18 protein-coding genes are annotated in these 22,696 nt (G+C 39.0%); 7 read left to right on the top strand and 11 right to left on the bottom strand.

The features are described 5' to 3' along the window. Nucleotides 1-2: 2 nt before the first annotated feature. Together ACFSR3_RS16775 and bcp are read left to right on the top strand one after the other, a co-directional pair. Nucleotides 3-479, top strand: a complete 477-nt coding sequence (locus ACFSR3_RS16775; RefSeq protein WP_379822653.1) for a hypothetical protein — start codon at nucleotides 3-5, stop codon at nucleotides 477-479. A 56-nt stretch (nucleotides 480-535) separates the two neighbouring features. After that, nucleotides 536-988 carry a thioredoxin-dependent thiol peroxidase gene (bcp, locus tag ACFSR3_RS16770; RefSeq protein WP_114757117.1) on the top strand — a complete coding sequence of 151 codons (453 nt, stop codon included), beginning with the start codon at nucleotides 536-538 and terminating at the stop codon, nucleotides 986-988. 202 nt (nucleotides 989-1,190) lie between these two features. On the opposite strand, the gene ACFSR3_RS16765 is transcribed toward bcp, so the two are convergent. Beyond that, on the bottom strand, nucleotides 1,191-1,592 hold the full coding sequence (locus ACFSR3_RS16765; RefSeq protein WP_379822650.1) for a hypothetical protein: 402 nt from the start codon (nucleotides 1,590-1,592) through the stop codon (nucleotides 1,191-1,193). 294 nt (nucleotides 1,593-1,886) lie between these two features. On the opposite strand from ACFSR3_RS16765, the gene ACFSR3_RS16760 reads away from it, so the two are divergent. Further along, the gene (locus tag ACFSR3_RS16760) at nucleotides 1,887-2,645 is read left to right on the top strand and encodes a LuxR C-terminal-related transcriptional regulator (RefSeq protein WP_379822648.1); all 759 of its coding nucleotides are present in this window, start codon (nucleotides 1,887-1,889) and stop codon (nucleotides 2,643-2,645) included. Nucleotide 2,646: 1 nt separating this feature from the next. On the opposite strand, the gene ACFSR3_RS16755 is transcribed toward ACFSR3_RS16760, so the two are convergent. Continuing rightward, nucleotides 2,647-3,273, bottom strand: a complete 627-nt coding sequence (locus ACFSR3_RS16755; RefSeq protein ID WP_379822646.1) for a YIP1 family protein — start codon at nucleotides 3,271-3,273, stop codon at nucleotides 2,647-2,649. 75 nt (nucleotides 3,274-3,348) lie between these two features. Continuing rightward, the gene (locus tag ACFSR3_RS16750; RefSeq protein WP_114757121.1) at nucleotides 3,349-3,744 is read right to left on the bottom strand and encodes a winged helix-turn-helix transcriptional regulator; all 396 of its coding nucleotides are present in this window, start codon (nucleotides 3,742-3,744) and stop codon (nucleotides 3,349-3,351) included. Between the two features lie 82 nt (nucleotides 3,745-3,826). Between ACFSR3_RS16750 and ACFSR3_RS16745 the strand changes: the two genes are divergently transcribed. After that, entirely contained in the window at nucleotides 3,827-4,714 is an 888-nt protein-coding gene (locus ACFSR3_RS16745; RefSeq protein WP_379822643.1) for an NAD(P)H-binding protein, read from the top strand. Nucleotides 4,715-4,840: 126 nt separating this feature from the next. Here the strand turns inward: ACFSR3_RS16745 and ACFSR3_RS16740 are convergent, their stop codons facing one another. Next, nucleotides 4,841-6,334, bottom strand: a complete 1,494-nt coding sequence (locus ACFSR3_RS16740) for a TonB-dependent receptor (RefSeq protein ID WP_379822640.1) — start codon at nucleotides 6,332-6,334, stop codon at nucleotides 4,841-4,843. 86 nt (nucleotides 6,335-6,420) lie between these two features. On the opposite strand from ACFSR3_RS16740, the gene ACFSR3_RS16735 reads away from it, so the two are divergent. The 3 genes from ACFSR3_RS16735 to ACFSR3_RS16725 are packed head-to-tail and all read left to right on the top strand — an operon-like array spanning nucleotide 6,421 to nucleotide 8,229. Further along, complete coding sequence (locus tag ACFSR3_RS16735; protein ID WP_379822637.1) at nucleotides 6,421-7,185, top strand: MBL fold metallo-hydrolase; 765 nt, start codon at nucleotides 6,421-6,423, stop codon at nucleotides 7,183-7,185. 9 nt (nucleotides 7,186-7,194) lie between these two features. After that, a complete protein-coding gene (locus tag ACFSR3_RS16730) occupies nucleotides 7,195-7,698 on the top strand; it encodes a hypothetical protein (RefSeq protein ID WP_379822634.1) in 504 nt (167 codons plus the stop codon). A 39-nt stretch (nucleotides 7,699-7,737) separates the two neighbouring features. Continuing rightward, a complete protein-coding gene (locus ACFSR3_RS16725; RefSeq protein ID WP_379822633.1) occupies nucleotides 7,738-8,229 on the top strand; it encodes a hypothetical protein in 492 nt (163 codons plus the stop codon). A 207-nt stretch (nucleotides 8,230-8,436) separates the two neighbouring features. On the opposite strand, the gene ACFSR3_RS16720 is transcribed toward ACFSR3_RS16725, so the two are convergent. The 7 genes from ACFSR3_RS16720 to ACFSR3_RS16690 form a co-directional block, all read right to left on the bottom strand. After that, nucleotides 8,437-9,201, bottom strand: a complete 765-nt coding sequence (locus ACFSR3_RS16720; RefSeq protein ID WP_379822632.1) for a glycoside hydrolase family 16 protein — start codon at nucleotides 9,199-9,201, stop codon at nucleotides 8,437-8,439. Nucleotides 9,202-9,209: 8 nt separating this feature from the next. Further along, nucleotides 9,210-11,507: a beta-glucosidase BglX gene (gene bglX / locus ACFSR3_RS16715; RefSeq protein WP_379822630.1), complete on the bottom strand. Its 2,298-nt coding sequence runs from the start codon at nucleotides 11,505-11,507 to the stop codon at nucleotides 9,210-9,212. A 93-nt stretch (nucleotides 11,508-11,600) separates the two neighbouring features. Then, entirely contained in the window at nucleotides 11,601-13,256 is a 1,656-nt protein-coding gene (locus ACFSR3_RS16710) for a glycoside hydrolase family 16 protein (RefSeq protein ID WP_379822629.1), read from the bottom strand. A 4-nt stretch (nucleotides 13,257-13,260) separates the two neighbouring features. Continuing rightward, nucleotides 13,261-14,790 carry a PKD domain-containing protein gene (locus tag ACFSR3_RS16705; protein ID WP_379822628.1) on the bottom strand — a complete coding sequence of 510 codons (1,530 nt, stop codon included), beginning with the start codon at nucleotides 14,788-14,790 and terminating at the stop codon, nucleotides 13,261-13,263. A gap of 6 nt (nucleotides 14,791-14,796) precedes the next feature. Beyond that, entirely contained in the window at nucleotides 14,797-16,293 is a 1,497-nt protein-coding gene (locus ACFSR3_RS16700; protein WP_379822626.1) for a RagB/SusD family nutrient uptake outer membrane protein, read from the bottom strand. A 3-nt stretch (nucleotides 16,294-16,296) separates the two neighbouring features. Next, nucleotides 16,297-19,356 (bottom strand): SusC/RagA family TonB-linked outer membrane protein, encoded by a 3,060-nt coding sequence (locus ACFSR3_RS16695; protein WP_379822625.1) that lies wholly within the window; start codon nucleotides 19,354-19,356, stop codon nucleotides 16,297-16,299. A gap of 242 nt (nucleotides 19,357-19,598) precedes the next feature. Next, nucleotides 19,599-22,403 (bottom strand): triple tyrosine motif-containing protein, encoded by a 2,805-nt coding sequence (locus ACFSR3_RS16690; protein ID WP_379822623.1) that lies wholly within the window; start codon nucleotides 22,401-22,403, stop codon nucleotides 19,599-19,601. Nucleotides 22,404-22,696: the final 293 nt, after the last annotated feature.

Here is a 22,696-nt window from a genome sequence, read left to right as displayed (position 1 = left end):
AAATGTCAAAAGATTTACGTTTTTACTATATAGATAAGTATTCTATTTTAATAATGGGATTGTTATTTGTTTTAACAGTAGCCATAAGTGTATTCTTTTTTTTCTTAGGAAGCTTTTGTTATGTGATTGGCTCGTTGTATTTTATATTATTTGTTTCACGGATTAATCATATTGTTTTGCTTAATAACAAATTCTTATTGGTTAAATATCTTATTCACTTTAGATGGATATCAATACAGGATGTGCAACTTATAAAATGTGAACTTACGGGCTTTGGCAGAAGTAGAGATGTCGTTATTTATGTTTATTATATTGATGAAGGTAACAAATTAAAAAAAGCGCTCTTTTTGCATTTTAGGGTTTTAGGGTATAAAAATATAGTTAGTTTTTTAAACAACATTCAGTCCATAGTTGATATTGATGAAGAAAGTTTTGGGATTGTTGGTATAACCAAAAGAGATGGGGTTTATAAAAACTGAATTTTGGAAAGAATTTAATCTTTTTGAGATAACTTAGCTATACAAAATATACACTTATGACAACACTTACAAAAGGAGATAAAGCGCCTGATTTTTCGGGCGTTGACCAGGATGGTAAAACACATACATTAGCCGATTATAAAGGAAAGAAACTCGTGGTTTTCTTTTACCCTAAAGCAAGCACGCCGGGCTGTACCGCTGAAGCCTGCGATCTTCGGGATAATTACCACCGTTTTCAGGCGCAGAATTACGAGCTTTTGGGTGTGAGTGCTGACAGTGCCAAAAGACAAAAAAGTTTTCAGGATAAATACCAACTGCCATTTCCATTACTTGCTGATGAAGACAAAAGCGTTATCAATGCGTTTGGTGTATGGGGCCCTAAAAAGTTTATGGGCAGGCTGTTTGACGGCATCAACCGTACCACATTCGTAATCGATGAGAACGGAATTATTGATGAGGTGATCACAGCCGTGAAGACTAAAGAGCACGCTGGGCAGATATTGAAGTAAAAAATATGCTTAAGTTTTAGTTTAGGGAGTGAGTGAAGCTTTTCCCCTCTTGAGAGTCCCGATAGCTATCGGGAAGGGGTGTGTTTTTATTATTGAGATTTCTCGGCTACACTACGTTTCGCTCGAAATGACAAAACAGATTAAATACAAAAAGGGAAGCAATTGCTTCCCTTTATTTTTTCGTGTTTTACTGGTTTAAAGATTAAAAAAAGAACAAACGCTTCATTCGTCCGCCGTGTTTGCCGGTAAAGGCAATCATTCCTGAGCCATTTTGCTCTGGGTTGTTCTTGTTGGTTACTTTAAAGGCGACATAACCGCTTTCGGCGGCACTGCCCACTCTGCCATGAATGGTCAGGACAGCATTGCCCGAATTGTTGGTTATAGCTGTTACTGCCGGGATGGATAACCATTCCGGGTGTTTGTCTACGGTGAAAATAATCTCTTCACCCTGAGCGACTGATCCTTTGGCGTCTCTTACGTTTACAGTAATCGAAAGCGAGAATTCGCCTTTCGAAGAGACTGTAGATAAATCAATCGATGGATTGGCAGGTCCAAATCTAAAACTGCCATTCTTCATTGTGCCGTATTGTCTTGTAATGCCCATGGGGGGTATGGTATTAAATATTACAAATATCTGAAAATAGCGAGTGCTGATAGCAGGTAAAAATACCTGTTTTAAAGGTTCAACATATGTTAATATTTCTTACTTCTAATGTACAAAAAAAAACAATAGGTAAAACATCCCCATAAATAGGGATTTTCCCATTGATATGTATTTAGACGGATTTTAAATTTGTTTCGTCGGATTTAATCATTGTTTTATCGATGAAATGTTAAGATTACATTTTAAATTTTAACAAGAATTATTTAATTTTAACCAACTTAACTAACCTAAATTATGGAACTGGATATGTACAATGAACTGCAAAAGATATGGGGGACCATACCTACTGATGAGAATGCTAAGAATGAAGATTTTGATTTGCAGTTGCAAAAGAAAATTCTTGATGTTTTTCATGTTGGGGATTACTACTTTTTTACGATGAATGTTCGTAAATCCCTGATGGAGAATGTCAGTTCGGAAGTTGAAAAGGTGCTTGGGTACCCTTCAGAAAAGATCACACTTGCCTTTTTAGGAAGTATCATGCATCCCGATGATTTGCCATATTTCCTGAATTTTGAGGTAGCAATCACTAACTTTTTTAATGGTATGTCAGGGGCGAAGCTCTTTAGGTATAAGGTACAGTATGACTTTAGGTTAAAAAAAGCGAATGGTGAGTATATTCGTTTACTTAATCAGTTTGTAATAATAGAACACGACGAAGAAAATGTACGCACTTTTGTTATCAACACTGATATTTCACATCTTAAGAAAGAAACCAAACCTTTACTGTCATTTATAGGAATGGAAGGGGAGCCCTCTTATTATAATGTAGATGTTCAGAATATCTTTAAACCCACCAAACCATTCTTTACCAATAGGGAAAAGGATATACTTCGCGCCCTTGCTAAAGGAATGAACAGCGTAGAGATAAGCGAGGCATTTTGTATCAGTAAGCATACTGTCGATTCCCACCGCAAGAATATGCTACAAAAAACCAATGCCAAATCGACCTCAGAGATATTGGGAATAGCTTATAATAATGGGTGGGTGTAGGTTATGATGTTGTAGAGGTTGCAAAAAAATAGATTAGGATAGGAACAAAAATTATTAAAATAGGCAACAAAATATTGAGTATTGCTTTACCAATAGAAAAACGCTGTACCTGGGCTAATCCAATAACCAACAATGCAAGCGCCCAAAAAGACAATACTATTTCAGTAAACAATACAACATAATATACCACAAATTTTATATCAAAAACTATTGGTTCAAAACCTATAGCGTATCTCACTATTAATAGAGGTATTGTTGCTATTGTAGGTATGGCAGCATAGGATATTACAGGTAATATAGTATCAGTTTTTCCTTCGCCTCCAAGCCAACGACCGGTAAGACTTAGAATTCCAGAGAATATATAATAACCGATCCAACCGAAAAGTCCTCCAATAATTGTATAGATTAATGCAGATATGATACCTGAGTCACCAGCCATGGTTTTTTCAACTGCTTTATCAAGCCCGCTGGTCATTCCGGCAAGAACTAAAAGCTGTACCATATGCTTTTCATATTGATGGTCTGCTATAAATCTGAAGGCTTCCTTTGGTGCTGTTATGATCTTTTTGAAAAGATTTTCTTCGATTTCTGCATTTTGTGTGTATTCTTCAAATTCATTCAATTCCATACTATAAGGGTTTGTTGGTATGCAATACTACAAAATATAAGATAATTCTATTAAACCGAAGCCGGTTTATTACAGTTAAACCGGAAAATCCTTTAAATCTTTAAAGAACGGTTTGTTGTGAAATGTACTGTCTTTAATCGCCCATTCGCCCATTGCATATAACACAGGTCCTAATGCCTGTCCCATTTCGGTAAGCGTATAGGTTACATGTGGAGGTACAACGGGTAATGCTGTACGCAGCACAAGGTCATCGGTCTCCAGTTGTTTCAGGTGCTGTATGAGCATTTTTTCGGTTATATGCGGAATGGCCTTGCGCAATTCTCCGTATCTTTTCGCCCCGGTAAGAAGATGGTACAAAATGATAGGTTTCCAATACCCGCCTATCTTTTCCATAACATAGGTTACGGGGCATTCCTGATGGGCAAAACGTTTGTTTTCCTGTATGGTCGAGCTTTCTTTAATCTGTGTCATGGATACATACTTTAGGGTAAGTACTTGTATAAAAGTAAGTACAAATATACATTTGTTCCATCATTAATTAAAAATTAAACAAATGAAAATAACAGTTACAGGTTCCCTTGGGAACATAAGCAAAAGACTTACGGAACAATTAGTAAAAAAAGGACATGATGTTACCGTGATAAGCCATAATGCCGACAAGGCTGCTGCTATTGAGGGGCTGGGTGCTACACCTGCCATTGGTTCAGTAGAGGATGAAGCATTCCTGAAAGAGGCTTTTACTGGTGCTGATGCCGTGTATGTAATGATTCCGCCAAACGCTCAGGCAGAAAACCTGAAAGAGACCATGAAAGACCTTTCAGATAAATATGCCAAAGCTATAGAGGCTACAGGTGTAAAGTATGTTGCTAACCTGAGTGGGATAGGTGCCCAAAGTCCGGAGGGTAACGGACCTTCTAGTGCATTTTATTTCTCTGAAGGCAGGCTAAATCAGCTTGAGGGAGTAAACGTGCTGCACCTGCGTCCGGGAATGTTTTATACCAATCATCACGGAAGTGTAGGTATGATTCAGCGTATGGGCTTTATGGGGAATAATTTTAGTGCCGATACTATCATTATGATGTCGCATCCGTATGATATTGCCGATGCTGCTGCTGAAGCTTTTGATACTCTTTCTTTCAACGGAAAACAGGTGCAGTATGTTATAAGTGATGAATTTACAGGTGGCGAACTTGCCGCAACGCTTGGCGAAGCTTTCGGTAAACCGGAACTTCCCTGGGTTGTTATGACTGATGATCAGTTAAAACAGGGAATCATGCAGGGTGGTTTCTCCGCGCATATGGCTGAAAACTTTGCCGAAATGGGTAGGGCAATAGGTGATGGGGCTATATGGGAACCTTACCTTGCTGATAAAGCCAATAATTTTGGCAGCCGAAAATTTGCTCCATTTGCCAAAGAACTGGCAGCGATATATAACAGATAATTCTTTATTACCTGTAAGGCTTCCAAAACCTTGTAGGTATTAATTATATCGTTTTGAAGAGGCGTAGCACTGCTACGTCTCTACTCTCTATAAAATAAGAAGAGCAGCCTGAGCTGCTCTTTTTTGTTATACTGTAGTACTGTTAGGTGTATTATTTTGTTCCGATAGTAGTTTCTTAGGGTCATAACCAAACAGGTGATTCTTTTTGATAAGTTCTGCAATACCAGGAGGCAGCATATCTTCCCATCCCGTTTTACCTTTATTGATCATCTTAAGTACCTCTCTCGAGAAGATATCCAGATTATCTGGATCTACATTGGCAATATCAATTACTTTTCCGTTGAATTTAAAGAACTTGAAGAGTTCTTTCATTCGTGGGTGAACTTTAAGCGTTTCAGAGTCAATCACATTACCGTCCTCATCTTTCATAGGGTATAAGAATACCTTAAGGTCACGATAGAATAATTTACCGAAAGCCTCTAATATACCTCCACTCAGGTGACGATAGTATTTCTCATCAAAGATATCTACAAGATTGCTCACACCCATGGCAAGTCCCATACGGGCTTTGGTGTAAGAAGAGAAGTATTCAACCACTTTGTAATACTCCTGAAAGTTTGATATCATTACCGTTTGTCCAAGTGAGCAAAGCAACTCGGCACGGTCCATAAAGTCACGCTCATCAATTTCTCCTTCAGAACGAAGGTTAGATAGTGTAATTTCGAAAACCACAAGGGTTTTATCTTTATCTACTTTATTCTCTTCAAGGAACATTTTGTATGACTTCTCATACATGTCCATGTTTACCTTGGTTACAGGACGGAAACTTCCGCGAAGCGCAAGAATGTTCTTTTTGTATAACACGGCAGCTGGCAATACGTTATGTCCATTAGGATCGAACATTACCGCATCGGTCATACCGTTTTTAACCAACTGAAGGCTCATTAGCCTGTTGTCTACATCGGCAAAGCGTGGCCCTGAGAAATTGATCGTATCGATCTCAAGTTGATCTTTGTCTAAGTGATCGTACAGGTAACGAAGCAGTTTTTTAGGGTCATTGTATTTATAAAATGCACCATAAATAAGGTTAACGCCCAAAATCCCGAGTGTTTCCTGCTGAAGTCTGGCATCGGTTTCCTTAAAGCGTATGTGCAGTGTAATTTCGTTATAATCTTCGTCCGGTTCTACCTGGTATTTAATACCTACCCAGCCATGACCTTTAAATTGTTTGGCGAAGTCAATAGTAGCAACCGTATTGGCATAACTGAAAAAAACCTTGTTAGGGTGTTTGTCGCGTTTTAGGCGGCTTTCGATGATCTTAACCTCATGACTAAGCATTTTTTTAAGGCGGCTTTCGGTAACATAACGTCCATCTTCCTCAACACCATAAATAGCGTCGCTAAAGTCTTTGTCATAAGCCGACATCGCTTTTGCAATAGTTCCTGAAGAACCTCCTGATCGGAAAAAATGGCGGACAGTTTCCTGACCGGCGCCAATTTCAGAAAAGGTTCCGTAAATATGTTCGTTAAGATTGATGCGAAGTGCTTTATCCTTTATTGAAGGTACGTGTGCAATTACCCTGTCGCCTTTCAGGGTTATGTCTTCATCCGTTAATTTCATAGCAGAAAAATGATATATGGCAAAGTTAGGAAAACACTACGTGTTATAAAACAAATATGCTATTTTTGTGAAAAAATAACCCTATTTTGAAAGTTTGGTTTTTAGGTACCGGAACATCGCAGGGCATACCGGTTATAGGAAGTAACCATCCGGTTTGCCTGAGCAGCGACCCCCGCGATAAACGCCTCCGTGTGTCCGTTTGGATGCAGTGGGATGATGCCTCGTATGTGATTGACTGTGGTCCCGACTTTCGCCAGCAGATGCTTACCAGCAAATGTGTTAAGCTGGATGGCATACTCTTTACCCATGAACATTCCGATCACACTGCCGGTATAGATGATATCAGGCCTTTTGTATTTATGCAGGGGGACATGCCAATTTATGCCGAAGATCGTATAATAGAAAGCCTGAAAAAACGTTTTGAATACATATTTGAGGAAGAAAATCGTTATCCTGGAGCACCTTCGGTTGCTATTCATGAGATTGATCATAATACTTCATTCTCACTGGCAGGAAAAAGGGTTCTGCCGATTAGGGTAATGCACGGCAACCTCCCGATTTTAGGTTACAGAATTGGTGATTTTGCTTATCTGACTGATGCTAAAACGGTTGCTCCTGAAGAAATTGAAAAACTCAAAGGGATAAAAGTACTGGTTGTTAGTGCATTGCGTGAAGCACCCCACGAAACACATTTTAACCTTCAGGAAGCTCTCGATTTTATTGATAAAGTAAAGCCGGAACGTACCTATTTAACTCATATCAGCAGTCTTATGGGATTTCATGCTGAAGTACAGGAAAAATTGCCGGAAAACGTATTTTTGGCTTACGATAATTTACAAATAGACATTTAAACCAATACCATGAAAAAGAACCTTTTCTTATACCTGTTCATCTTCGCATTGCTTATCAATGTATTTACCTACATGTATTTTACAAGCCAGCAGAAATTTGAAAACGAACGTATAGAAAAAATGAAGGCCGATGTTAAGGCTTCACAAAAACAAGTTGATGCTGAAAAAGAGAAAATGGCAGCAGAAAACTACTTCTCTCTTGAAAATAATACTAATGCTCAGGAATATTTTAAAGGGCAGGATCCTAAAGCTATTGTTATGGCTATAACGGATGCTATTTTCAAACAAAATACCAATCCTAATGGTAACCCTTTAATTGGTTATCCTCCAATGGATGGAGGTAAGCCATTTACTATTGCAAAAATTAAAGTGCTTAACCACAGATGGATTATTGCTGATTTCTATAACGGACTTCGTTGGGGAGAAGTATTGATAAAATATTTTGTTGAAGAAAATGGTACTGTAACTTTTGAAAGGATAGACAATACGCTTTACGAATTTAAGCCGTATTAATATTTTTTTGTACATTAGTTACCCTTTAAAAAATCGATTATGAAAAAACTGATAATGCTTCCGGCATTGGCTTTTCTTATTTTTTCGTGTGACGGCATACTAAAAGACCGTAGCAAGGACGACACAGGGACTATTACCGATAAAAATGTTGTTTTAGGCACCGATAAGGACAAACACGGTTGTGTACATTCGGCAGGCTACAGTTGGTCTAAGTTAAGAGAAGAGTGCATCAGGGTTTTTGAAGAAGGGTATCGCCTGAATCGTATTGATGAACTAAAAGGCGAAAGCATGAACAAAAGTGCTTTTGTAGTTTTTGAAGATGATGGGGACAAGGCAGAATTATTCCTTCCGGACGTTACTGATTCAGTAATGCTTGAAAGAGAGAAAGAGGGTACGCCTTATAAAGGGGGTGAATGGTCTCTGGAACTTCAAAAGAAGTATAGTCTCAAGAAAAATGGACAGTTGCAGTATGCAGGAGCAGAAATACTCGAAGGGCAAATAACCGGTGACGATAAAGCAGAAACATACTAGTTTACGGCTGACAGTTCTAAGTTAACAGTTTCATTTCGTCCGAAGTGAAACGAAGCTAAGAAATCTACATAATAAAGAACATAAAAAAATCCCATCTGTAATGGCAGGTGGGATTTTTTATTGATAAGATGCATTTGTAATAAATCACAAAAAAAAGAGGGTCCTTGCAAAACCCTCTTTTATGAACTAACCCAACAACGAGAATGATCAATTCGCGTATACTCTTACATAATCTATAATGTATTCCTGGGGGAATATGCTGTCATCTACATCCGGACCGCCAAAGTTGCCTCCAACGGCGGTATTTAGTATAAAATAGAAGGGCTGGTCATAAGGCCATACCTCCTCGCTTTTATTCTCCGGTACATAAGTATAAACTGATTTGTCATCAATAAAAAATTCCATTTGTTCCGGTGTCCATTTCACACCATAGGTATGGAATCCCTTCTCGATATCAGCTATAGGTGTTTTTTTAGAGCTTGCCTTATCACCATGATGTGCCTGTGTATGCAGGGTAGTGTAGGCAGTATGAGGCTCACGGCCTATATATTCTAAAATGTCAATTTCTCCGGCTAATGGCCAACCTACTTTAGAAATATTAGAGCCAAGCATCCAGAATGCCGGCCAGATGCCGTGTCCAACAGGAAGTTTAGCTCTTGCCTCCATGTAGCCGTATTTAAACTCTTTTTTGCCTGCAGTGGTAATACGGGTTGAGGTATATTTATCACCCTCTTTTTTTGTTGTGATGACAAGTTTACCGTCTTCCAGCCTGTGATTGGTTTTGGTATATATCTGGCGCTCGTTGTTACCCCATCCGCATACGTTGGGGCATCCGTCGCCAAGCTCAAAGTTCCATACTTTTTCGTTCAGGGTTTTGCCGTTAAAGGTTTCTTCCCATACCAATTTTCCTTTTTTTACCTGAGCCGAAGCTACTGTACCGGCCAAAAGCAGTATAAGTGATATTTTTTTCATAGTCTGTCTTATTTTGAATAGCTAAACGGAGCCTGAAGCTTTGTTACAGAACTTCCACCTACAAATACTTTAAAATCGCCAGCTTCCGCTTCCCATTTTCCATTTGCAGTATAGAATTCAATAGTCTTTTCGTCAATGGTAAATGTTACGGTTTTGGTCTGACCGGCTTTAATTTCAGTCATTTCAAAACCTTTCAATTCTTTTACAGGTCGTGTTACTGAACCTACCATGTCCCTAATGTACAACTGTACTACTTCTTTACCGTCTATATTGCTTGAGTTCTTAACGTCTACGCTCACTGTGATATGTCCATTTTGTCCAAATGAATTAGCGCTTAATTTCAGGTTTGAATATTCAAACGTAGAGTAGCTCAAACCATGTCCGAAAGGATAAACCGGAGCGTTTTGCATATCGCCATAATGCGACCAGAATACGCTTTCTGTAGGTTCATCACCACCAGGTCTTCCGGTAGACTTATGATTGTAGTAAAGCGGTAATTGCCCTACTGCTTTAGGGAAACTCATAGGTAGTTTACCACTTGGGTTATAATCACCATACAGAACCTGAGCAATTGCGTGGCCGTTTTCAGTACCCAGATGCCATGCTTCTACAATGGCAGGGATGTTTTGAGCTGCCCAGGGGATGGTTAACGGTCTTCCATTGGTAAGTACTAAAACAATGTTAGGGTTTGCTTTGTAAATAGTTTCTAATAGTTCCTGCTGAACTCCGGGAAGTCCAAGCTCGGCGCGGCTACGGCCTTCACCTGTCTGTAGTCCGTGCTCACCCAATACCATAATAACTACATCGGAACCTTTGGCAGTAGCTACAGCCTCATCAAAACCGCTTTTGTCGGTCATGTTTATTTTGGTTTCAACCACAAACTGTGGATTGCCTAAAGCCACATCGGCACCTTTGGCATACTTAACAGTGTTGCCGGTATATTTAGCAAGTCCTTCAAGTACTGATACCGCAGTACCGTCATCAGCACCAATTCTCCAGCTGCCAAGAGGGCTGGTTTTATCATTTGCTAAAGCTCCGATAACTGCAATCTTTTGTCCCTGTTTCTTTAATGGAAGCAGGTTCTTTTCGTTCTTAAGTAATACAATCGATTTTTTGGCTACATCAAGCACTCCGTCATGGAACTCTTTTTTGCCAACTGTAGCTGCCTCACGAGCTTCGTCGCAGTATTTGTAAGGGTTGTCAAATAACCCTAATTGAAATTTTACTCTAAGGATACGTCTTACCGCATCGTTTATTTTGTCTTCAGATACTTTGCCTTCGCGAACCAAAGCAGCAAGATGCTCAACATAGCCGGATGATTCCATGTCCATGTCGCTTCCTGCGTTTGCAGCCTGTTCTGCAGCCTGCTTAAGGTCTTTAGCGTAGCCATGGGCAACCATTTCGCCCATAGAGCCCCAATCGCTCACTACAAAGCCCTGAAAGTTCCAGTCTTTTTTAAGAATTTCCCTCTGTAGGTAGGCGTTTCCTGTAGCAGGTATGCCATCTACATCATTAAATGAGTTCATAAAAGTAAGCGCACCGGCATCGGCGGCTGCCTTAAAAGGAGGGAGAATAACATTGTGAAGCGTATTACGGTTCACATCTACTGTGTTATAATCTTTACCTGCTTCTGCAAATGAATAGCCTGCAAAGTGTTTTACGCAGGCAGCAAGATTAAATTCGCTCAGGTTACCCTGAAAGCCTTTTACCCGTGCCACAGCAATAACACTGTTAAGGTACGGATCTTCTCCTGCACCTTCCATTACGCGACCCCAGCGGGCATCGCGCGAAACATCTACCATTGGGGCAAATGTCCAGTTCAGACCTGATGCTGCCGATTCTGCAGCGGCAATCTCAGCCGATTTTTGAATAGCATCCATATCCCAGCTTGCAGCTTCAGCAAGAGGAATCGGGCTGATGGTTTTGTATCCGTGGATAACGTCGTAACCAAAGATAACGGGTATGCCAAGACGTGTTTCTTCTACAGCAATTTTTTGCAGTGCCTTAACGTCTTTTACACCTTTTACATTTAGCATGGAACCTACCCAGCCTTTTTTAAGGTGTTCATACTTTTTTGCGGCCGAGCCATCTTTTGGAGCCGGACCGGTTACATTCCAGAAACCGTTGTACTGATTCATCTGACCCACTTTCTCTTCGAGGGTCATAAGGTTCATTAACGAATCGACTCTTCGGTCAATGGGTGATTTTTTTTTTGGAGATTGTGCAATATCCTGTTTTGCAGAACTGCAGCCAAGTGCCAGTGCCAGCAAAGCAGGCAAGATGAATTTTGGTAAATTATATTTCATTATAATTTTTTAAAAGCCAATAGGAGAGAACCCTGCCTTTGCAGGGCTCTTTACTATTGGGTAACTGTGAATATAGAATAGATAGAATATTTTTTATTGGAAGACTTTTATATAGTCAACCTCCATTGTTGACGATACAAAGCCCGGTGCGATCGGTCCGCCAAGGTTACCACCCATTGCAACGTTCATGATCATGAAGAAATCAGCATTGAATGGAGTAGAAGCAGTGTTGTTGTATGAATGAAACTCTACGCCATCAACTTTCCATGTGATTTTTGTAGCACTCCAAATCAACTCATAAACGTGGAAATCTGTCGAAGCACCTGTTACTGTTGTTCCTGCACTAATGCCATCACCGCCTGAATTTCCAGGTAAGTGTAATGTACCAAGTACATGATCCTGATCGTTACCTACATGCTCCATTATGTCGATTTCACCGCATGCAGGCCATGCATTGGTCTGATAATTTGCGCCAAGCATCCATAGCGCAGGCCATGTTCCGCTTCCGCTAGGCAGTTTGGCACGTATTTCAACTCGTCCATAAGTGAAATCATACAGGCCTTCGGTTTTAAGACGGGCAGATGTATAATCTTTACCACCAAAACTTTCAGCTTTTGCAGTAATTTTAAGTGAACCTCCTTCAACTACTGCATTTTCAGCTCTGTAGTACTGCTGCTCATTATTACCCCATCCATTATCACCTGTTCCTATGTCGTATGTCCATTTGCTGGCATCTGGAGCACCATCGGTATCAAATTCGTCTGACCAAACAAGATCGGTAAAATCGTCATCTCCACCGCCTGTGTTTTGCTGTTCGGCAATAGTTTTAGTTGTAAATATGTGATACCATGCTAATGCAGGATTGCCTTCCATAACGGCTCTTACATAAAGCTCGGTATCAGTGATTTTCATAATTTCATAGGTCATTGTTGTTCCTATGTAATATCCCATTGTTGCGCCGTTAAGACTCATCGATGTACCTGTAGTCTGGTCAGCCGGTACATTAGAGTTTGTAGGCATAAGGTTTACATTGAATTCTTGTGACGTATCGTATGCAAGACACTGATCATCCGGAGCTGTACTACCACCTACACTGTTAAAAGTAGCATTGAAAAATATACTACCGTTGGTGTTAAGCTTGTATTTCAGCTCATTTTCACCTGTTTTAGTAAATACAAGTGATTCCTGATAGAAACAAGCAGCTGCACCCGAAGATTTATCAAATGGAGGGGCGGCGTAATATTGAGGTATAAAGCCATTAGGTGTTGTATCATTAGGACCTACGCCAAGATGTCCTTGTTTTGCTGCAAACCAATACCATGTTTTACTTGCTCCTCCGGTTAGTTTTTGTAGTGTTTCAGGATCAGAGAAGCTACTATATACCGTAACATCAATAGATTTAGTTGTAGGTGAGCCACCACTACCATAAGCTATTGCTGTTATCACATAAGTGTGAACACCAGGAGATGTAAATTGTTTTTTAAGCTTACCTGACGGAGTAGCTTCGCTTTGCGTACCATCGCTAAATTTAAACTGATATGTCATAGCTCCTTTTGCGGTGGCAGTAATATTTACAATTCCTGTACCATCGCCATTAGGAGTTTCAGGAGTTACACCCACAATTTCGGCAGTTACCTCAAGCTCGGTTGGTGCTGCAATGTCACCAAAGCTTAAATCGTCTTCCTGACAGCTGCTTACCAGTATAAGTACAAACAGGAATTTTATAAAGTTATTTAAAGTCTTTTTCATAATCTTAGTTCGATTGTTTTATATCATCAAAATAATAGATGGAACCGTCGCCGGTTGCACCGAAGTTGAAAAATACCACTGGTGTCTGATAAGGTACAGAACTATCAATGACATCAGAATAGTCATAAGTAAGTTCTTCCCAAGCATTGGCTACGGTAGTATTTTGTGTTTTCTCTATGAAAACCTGATTGTCGTCTCCTTTTTCAAATTTTAGAAGTACAGGTATTCCTGCCTGAGGTGACCATACTTTTATTTTAACTTTCTTCATAACGCTAAAATCAAGTGGAAGGTTTTGAGGGAAAGCAACACCAGCCCATGTTTCAGCGCCGTTAGGTTTTTCAAACTTACCAACGCCAGCGCTGGTGTTAATGCCTGTTTGATCAGGATTAACTTCTACAGTCGTAATTGCGTTGCCAAAGCTAGACATATTTACAGCGCTTTCAAAAGTTATAGAAAGCGGACTTACAGTTTGCTCTATATCATCAAAGTAGTATGATTCGCCAGAACCACTAGTACCAAGGTTAAAGAAAATAACCAGTTTTGAGAATTCTTGTGATGCATCTATTGCGCTGTAATCAAAAACTAGTGTTTCCCAGGCATTAGCTACAGTTGTAAATTGCTGGTTTTCGAAGTTGATTCCAGAATCAGCAGCATTTTCAACTTTTAGCGTTACAGGAATACCAGCAGTTGGCGACCAAACTTTCATTTTTACGGCTTTGTAAGTAGTAAAGTCAATAACTTCTTCAAGCTGAATTGCAGTTCCTGCCCATACTTCGCCAGCATTTTTAACCATGTGGGCTACTTTAGTACTTGTATTAACACCTGTAGCATCCGGATTGTCAGCAAGGCTTGTAGCGCAACCTCCAAAATCGATAAACGAATAGGTTAGGGTAGCGCTTTCAAAATCAAGAGGTAGTTTAAGCGGGTCAAGAATAGTAACTTCTTTAGTAGCTGTACTCGTAGCTACACCACCACTATATGCCACTACTGTTATGGTATAAGTACCAATTGCACTATAAACATGGTTTACAGTCTGGCCTTCATTAAATGGAATTGGAGTTTCTCCTGCCTCACCAAAAGTAACCTCAAAGAAAGTTTCATAATCGGCTTTTGCAGTAACATCGATACCAAAAGAGTTTCCGGCTACCGGTATAGCTATAATCTCAATATTTTCAGGAGCTCTAAAGGTTACAGTAAGTTCCTGAGTAGCTTCACTGCTTTTGCCTGTAATGTCGTAAGCTACGATTTTTACAGGATAAACACCCTCAGCATAAATGTGTTGCATGTTTTGTCCCGGAAGCAGTTCTACAGGTTCTGTAGCACCATCACCGTCATACACTTCAAAGCGAACAGCTCCTTCGGCGTTAGGTGTAATGGTTACTAATCCCGTATTGTCCTGTGTAATAGTAAAAAGTGCAGAAATATTACCTGCCGGATTAGCGTTTGTTACGCTGCCCAGGCTGGTTTCGTCATCTGAACAGCTAATTGCAAAAGCCGTCAGCATAAACAACATAAGTATCTTTATATTTTTCATGATATATTAGTTTGTATATCCCGGATTTTGCGTCCAGAGGTTATTAGAAAAACGGATTTCTTCATTTGGAATAGGGAATAGCTCATTCTTACCAGTGCTAAAGCCAGGTATAAGGCTACCTTGTCCTGTTCTTACAAGGTCGAAGAAACGGTGCCCTTCTCCAAATAGTTCTTTTCTTCTTTCTTTCAGGATATCCTGAGTAAGAGCAGTACCGCTTGATGTAATATCGTGATCCTGATTACCATAAGCTCTTCTTACCACTTCATTTAGATACTGCTGTGCTTTAGCTGTATTTCCTGTATGGCTATACGCCTCAGCGGCCATTAACAGTACATCGGCATAACGTATAGCACGGTAGTTGTTAGGGTTAGTAAGGTTTTTATCCCCGGCAGCTTCAGTTCTTCTGGTTCTCGGTATGTATTTTCTATTAAAGAAACCTGTATCCTCATGAGCAGGTGCATAGCTACAACCGCAGTCAGACATGTCAAGGATAGTTACTGCAAGGCGATTATCACCTTCTTCAAATAATCCTGCTGCTTCGGGAACAGGAATGTTAAAGCTGAAGCCAGAAGTAAATAATGGACCTTCATAGCTTCTAGGGCCACTGAAACCAACTGCTACATTTCCTTCACTACATTGAAGACAACCAAAACCTGCTCCTTCAACATCGGTATATTGTACTTCAAATACTGATTCAGAACTGTTTTCCTGAGCTTCTTCAAACAGGTTTAAATAATCAGCGCCCTGCTTTAAGGAAAATTTACCACTGCCTATTACTTGCTCGAGCATTGAGGCAGCTTCAGCATATTTTTCTGAATGCCCCTGGCCAACGGTTGCATGATATAAATAAACCTTACCAAGCAATGCCTGCGCTGCACCTTTTGTTACTCTTCCTACCTGTGGTGCGTTTACATTAAGATCAGGAATAGCTAGTAATAAATCATTTTCAATTGCTTCATATACTTCTTCGGCTGTTGAACGCGGTATTACAAGTTCATCACCAAGTGTAAATCGAGCATCGCCTTTCATTGGAATACCACCAAACCATTTTACAAGTTCAAACTGGTAGTAAGCACGTAAAAAGCGTGCTTCAGCAATTATTTGCGCTTTACCTTCAAATTCGGTTTTATCCTTGAACTCAAGAATGTAGCTTGCACGGTTAACTCCTGAAAACATCCAGTTCCAAACATCTCTGATATTTGAATTTACAGAGTTATGTGTCATATCATCAACCTGTTGCCAACCCACAACGTCGTTAGCATCAGCTCCTCCTGCAAAAGTATTATCAGAAGCTATCTCGCCAAGAATAACGTTTACATAGGTAGATTGCAGTATATCATAAGCTGCAATTAAAGCCTTATTGTATTCCTCTTCAGAATTAAAGTAATTATCAGAACCTATTGAATAAGGAATCTCTCTATCAACAAAGTCGTCAGTACACGATACAGATACTATAGTTATAAGGCTAAAAGCCAGTATGGCTGTTATTATTTTTCTTTTCATTTTTTAGAAGTTTAGATTTAAACCTAAAAGGTAAGTTCTCGGTACAGGGTAGAAACCAAAATCGATTCCTGATGATAGTGGAGCACCACTACTTGCTCCCGGGTCATAACCTCTATATTTAGTGAAAGTATACAGGTTATTAGCTCCCACGTACAATCTAAGTTTAGTAATACCTGATTTTTGGGTAAAATTGTTATTTATAGTATAGCCAAGCTGCACATTTTGTATTCTGCAGTATGATGCATCTTCAACAAAATAGTCTGAGAATACATTATTAGCTGTATTACCGGTGGTAACTCTTGGAACAGAATTACTTGTTCCTTCGCCATGCCATCTTCCTAATAAATAGTTTGAACGGTTAACATCAGCAGCATCTCTTTCATAATTTCTTACCATGTCATTACCCAAAGAAGCAAATGCGTAAGCTGCAAGGTCGAAACCTTTATAATTAAGCTGGATATTAAAGCCCATAGTAGCATCAGGAATAGGATCTCCAACATTAGTTTTATCCTTAACATCTACTACGCCATCACCGTTAAGATCTGCATAACGGATATCTCCCGGAGCTGGTACTGAACCATTTATTGTAGTTTGATCTGCATGTGCATCTATTTCAGCTTGATTTTGGAAGATTCCGTCCGTTTTATAACCATAGAAGTAACCAAGTGGCATACCTACTTCCATTCTTGTCATTGCCGGCTGGCCTACACCAAAACCACCACCTTCAAGAATACCTGTACCATTCTTTACCTCTAGTACCTCGTTTTTAAGGAAAGTTACATTATAGCTGGTACGGAAACTAAAGTCATCGCCAATTTTGTCGCTATAAGTTAAAGCAAGTTCCAGACCTTTGTTCTCTACCTTACCTGCATTGATAGAAGGATTTTGTCCTCCAGGGCCATAAGTGCCTATAATACCTGAAACAGGGATTCCGGGAATAATAAGGTCTTTTCGGGTATCTATAAAGTAATCAGCAGTAAACTCTAATTTATCATTGATAAATCGTAAATCGGCACCTACGTCAAATTTACGAGCTTCTTCCCATTTAATGTTAGGGTTTGCAAGACCTCCAATAGCAGTACCCTGTACCAGTTGGCCATCAAATATATAGCTAGCCTCTCCATCTAATAAACCAATATATTTGTTATCACCAAATCCAACATCATTACCAAGAGAACCGTAACTCGCTCTTAATTTTGCAAAGCTCACGGCTTTAGATTGTTTGTAGAATGGTTCATCAGAGATTATCCATCCCCCCGTTACTGACGGAAAATAGGCTACTTGATTTCCGGGGCCAAATCGGGTTGATAAATCCCTCCTTATCATACCGGAAAGCAGATATCGTCCTTTATAATCATACTGTAAACGTGCAAAATGTGACAACCTTCTGTTGTCATACTTGTAAGAACTTGCAGTTTTAGATTCTGAAAATCCTGTTGTAAGACTGATGTCAGCGTTACGTATATCATTGTTAGGTACGTCGAACCCGGTTGCATATAAACCTTCTCCCCATTCTTTATACGCTGTCATACCAAGGGTAATGGTAAAGTTATGAGCCTCAGCAAACGATTTTTTATAGTTAGCATAAAGGTCAAAGCTATAGTTGTTATCCTGGAATGCATTCTGGTTTACACTGCTTCTCGGGTTATCGAACACTTTACCACCGTAGCTGACCATTTTATTGAATACTTTTTGTCTTGCATTTTGTGTATTGAAACCTACACGGCCGGTAACAACAAGATCTTTGATAAGTTCATAATCAAGACCAATAGTACCGTTCAGTTTTTTAAGATTGTAATAATTGTAGGTGTTTTCAATCTGTGCAAGCGGATTGATGATCTCAATCCCCAGATTGCTACCAGGTGCAGCTCCTCCGGAAGGCAGTACGGTTAAATCGCCGTTCGCATCGTAAGGAGTGTAGATAGATGGTGTATTAATTGCGTTGAACAATACGGAGCCAAGTACATTTTCGTTAAGATTTTTTCTATCAAATGAAGTATATGTGGCATTTGTATTTAGCTTTAACTTATCGGTAAGATCAGCCGTTAACGAAAGACGCCCAGTATTTCTTTCAAAGCTTGATTTATTACCACCAATAATACCTTCCTGGTCAAGGTGTGAACCGCTTACGCTATAGGTTATTTTTTCACCACCACCAGAAATAGTAAGATCATGATTAACTAAAGGCACCCCTTTGTTAAATACTTCATCCTGCCAATCTGTACCTACGCCAATGCCCGAAACATCAGGGAAAGGCAATGCTTTACCTCCGTTAGCATATCTTTCGTTTTGCAACAAAGCATACTCAGTAGCATTAAGAAGGTTCATTTTTTTAGAAGTCTCCTGGAAACCTGTGTAAGTATTAAAAGAGAATGTAGTTTTACTGTTTTTTCTACCTTTTTTGGTAGTTACCAGTATGATACCGTTTGCTGCAATAGTACCATATATGGCAGCCTGCGCATCTTTTAATACAGTGATACTCTCAATATCATTAGGGTTTAGCAGGTTGATGTCACCCAGGTAACCATCAATGATTACAGCAGGGTCATTAGTACCGTTTGTACCGATACCTCTGATACGAATTGAAAGATTTGCACCCGGTGCTCCTGACGTTGTGGTAACGTTTACACCCGAAACCGTTCCCTGTAAAGCCTGCTCAACTTTTACTGGCTTTAACTGGTCAATTGTCTTGCTGTCTACAAAACCCACGGCTCCGGTAACCTCTTTCTTCTTTTGGGTACCGTAACCAATAACAACTACCTCTTCAAGAGTTTTAGCATCTTCCTGAAGGCTTACTGTTACATTTGGGCCTGTAACAGTTGCTTCGAGACTTTTAAAGCCCACAAAGCTGAAGACAAGGACAGCTCCCTTGGGGGCTGAAATGGTATAATTACCATCCATGTCAGTAACCGTTCCTACTGTTGAATTTTTTACAGTGACATTAACACCGGGCATAGGTAATCCGGTTGCCACTTCGTTTACTTTTCCACTAACTTCTATGTTTTGGGCAAAGCCAAATGTTGAAATCAGCAAAAAAGCAATCAAGAATAGTTTTGACTTCATATAAAATTGTTTTTTGTGATTATCTAAAATTATATCACAATTAATTAGAAAGAATAAAATTAACCCCTACAAAAAATATACATTTCGAAATTAATTTAGTTTTCTAACACAATTATGCCTTAAAGCCACTATTAACAGCGTTTTAACTAATTATAAAATGAATTAGGATTTCTACGAAAACCTTGTAAATACCCACTTTGTATAGGTGATGTATAGGTGATTTCGCTTTATGTTGTGGTTGACTATATTGAAAGAATGTACTCAACAAGCCCTAATTCATGAGATAATTCCATTTTTTTTCGCAAACGATATCGTTTAATCTCAACACTCCTTACTGAAATGTTAAGCAATGGAGCGATTTCTTTTGAAGAAAGGTTTAGTCTCAGATAAGCACATAATCTAAGATCGTTAGGGGTGAGCGAAGGATGGGCACTTTTCACTTTTTTAAGGAAGTCTTTATCGGCATTATTAAAGGCCTCTTTAAACATATCCCAGGTGTCATCTTCATTTATGTTCTTGTTGATGGTGCTTATTACCGATTTGACATTCCTTTCGCTACCTTCGGCATTTTTCTTGAGGTCGTCTTTAATCATGGATAACAGCTCATTCTTTTTGATGAGGTTCATTGTAGATACGGCAAGTTCCCTGTTTTTGCTTTCAAAGTCCTGTTCGAGCTGTTGGTTCTTTATTTTCATAAGTTCCTGCTCATTTTCAAGTTCTTTTATCTCAAGAAGCCTGTTATTTTCTTCAATAAGCTTTTCTCTTTGCCTCTGGTAATAATTCTTGTAGGTACGGTTTATCATGTAGGCGGCAATAATTACCAGTATCAGGTAAATGAATAGTGCAAGATTGGTAGCATACCAGGGTTTTAGTATGGTAAATTCATATGCTGCGATGTTGCCCGATATAGAGTTGCCGGTTTTTGCCCTTATCCTGAACACATAATGCCCCGAAGGTAGGTTTTTGAAGTTTGCGGAGGGTTTGCCACTCCATTCGCTCCATTCGTCCTGCATGCCCTCAAGCATATACTGGAACTGTGCATTTACATATTTACCATATTCAGGAACTGTATAGGAAAACGTAAGGTTGTTTTCTTTGTATTTAAAACTTCCTTTATTGTTAATACTATGAAGTATTCCGCTTTGGTTAAGCCTGTTTGAAGTAACATTGGTAATACTTACATTATAAGTATTAAAATTAAGGTCGTTTATGTTTATAGTGTAATAGCCATCAGTGGTACCAATAAGATATGTACTTGGACTTATTTGCGTGATGTTTTCAAATCCCAACATCGAGTTGGTAAGCGAAGAGGGAATAGGTATTATATTGTGTTTTAGTTCAGCATTGAGCTTACCTGCCGAAAAATAATTAATATAGTCTCTGGTAAAGAACCATAGTTTGGCCGAATTGTCAGGGGTTAGTTTTCCTGAGGTGTATTCATCTTTAGTAAATACTTTAGAAAGCTCGGGTTGTTTTATAAAGGCTTTTGTTTTAGGGTCAACTTTAAAAAAACCATCTTTTGATGCATAATAAACATCATTATTAAATTTGCTAAGGCTGGCATTTTTACCTTTTGCTGGAGATTTATAGGCGACTGACTGTACTACTCTTGTATAATCTTTGTCTGTTACTATTCTGAATACTCCCTTATATTCGTGGCTGATATAAATATCATTTTCACCCAGTGTTTCAAAATAGCGACTCGAATAGTCGAAGCCTTTTATCCAGTTCCTGAATTTCCATCCGCCACTGATTCTTTCTAACACTGATATACCGTGATAATTCCCCTGAAGCAGCATATTGGGGTTTGAGGGGTGTTTTTCGAACTTCCATGTTCCGGATTTATCAAATATTCTTGTGGCTTTACTTGAATTAATTATATATGTTCCTGAATCATGTCCGCAAAAAAGAGTATTGTCGTAAGTGTATAAAGACCATACCTGGCCTTTAGTGCCGGGAATGAATTTAAAATCTTCGTTGGCCGAATAGCTCCTGTAAAATAATCCCTGATTCGTTCCTATATACAACAGCCCATTGTGAAGTATAGAGGTGTATACTGTTCCTAAAAAGCCTGTGTCGTCAACGAAACTTCGCACAGCCGACTGTAAATTAATACAGTTTATACCATTATCAAGACCAATCCATAAATTCCGGTCGCGGTCTTCATATAGAGACAGCGCGGTGTTATTGCTAAGTCCCTTATTTTGGGTAATGTGGTATTTTATCTTACCTGCAGGATTCAGAATATATATACCATTAGATACTGATCCCAGAGCTAAGCTACCGTTGCTAAGCATCTGGCCACTGTATATGCTGCTGTTTTGCAATTCTGTATCGGCCTGAGTTGCCCATTTGGTTACGTTATTGTTCTTTAGTTCGTAAAAACCGTTAAGCTGCGTTTGTATCAGAAGGGCTTCATTACGGTCATAAACACTGACAATCTTATTGCCGGTTATGACCGGATTAGCCGAGACAAGTTTGCTTTTTCCGTTTTCAATTTCATATAATCCGGTACCAAAGGTTTGATAGAGAATTTTATTGTTAACGCTAAAAATCTTGTTTACTCCGGTTTCGGGTTTTATAATATTAAAAGATTTGTTTTTTGAGTCATAAATAAATATCTGGCTTAACGATTGAAAAATAACCCAATGATCATACTGGGTAATGTTCCAGAATTGTTCATCGTCAACTATTTTATTTTTTATCGATTGGCTTAATGAGAAGTATTTTAATTTTCCGTCCTGTTGTCTTTCCCAATAACCAAATTCCATATAACAGCCCGTGTATATCCTTTTTTCAATTACCTTCACCGAACGCACTATAGTTTCATTGGGTGATGGATACAAGGTCCATTCAGTACCGTTATATTCCAAAAGGCCTTCGTTATTGGCAAAATACATAAAGCGGCTTTTATCCTGGGATATCATCCAGTTTTGATTTCCTGCATTATAATTCGATGCACTGAATTTTACGATAGGTGGCAGCTCCTGAGCATTTGTAAACAATGCAAGTAGGATAATATACAGTGAAAGTAATTTTTTGATCAAGGCTGAAGGTTTTTATAATACTTATACGAATATACAATTACTACTAAAGAATTGGAAGTGGTAAGAAATAAACTGATACAGATTCATTGTTTTTTCGATGGAATCATACGCTAATTATTGTTTTGGTGGCTTATTGTGTGGGATGTTGTTAAAAATCCAGTTAAATTTTAATGTTAAAGTCTGTTTAAGGCTTTTTTTTGAAAAAACAGCAAAACACTTGTAGGGTAAAGAATTACGCTTGTTTTTGGAGTAATGAGTAAGTTAAAGTAAGTTTAAATAATGGTTTTTAAAAT

Source organism: Flavobacterium suzhouense, from assembly GCF_042684765.1.
In the GTDB taxonomy this organism is placed as follows: Bacteria; Bacteroidota; Bacteroidia; order Flavobacteriales; family Flavobacteriaceae; genus Flavobacterium; species Flavobacterium suzhouense.
Note: the sequence above shows the minus strand (reverse complement) of the source record. Positions and strands in the feature narration are given on the sequence as shown.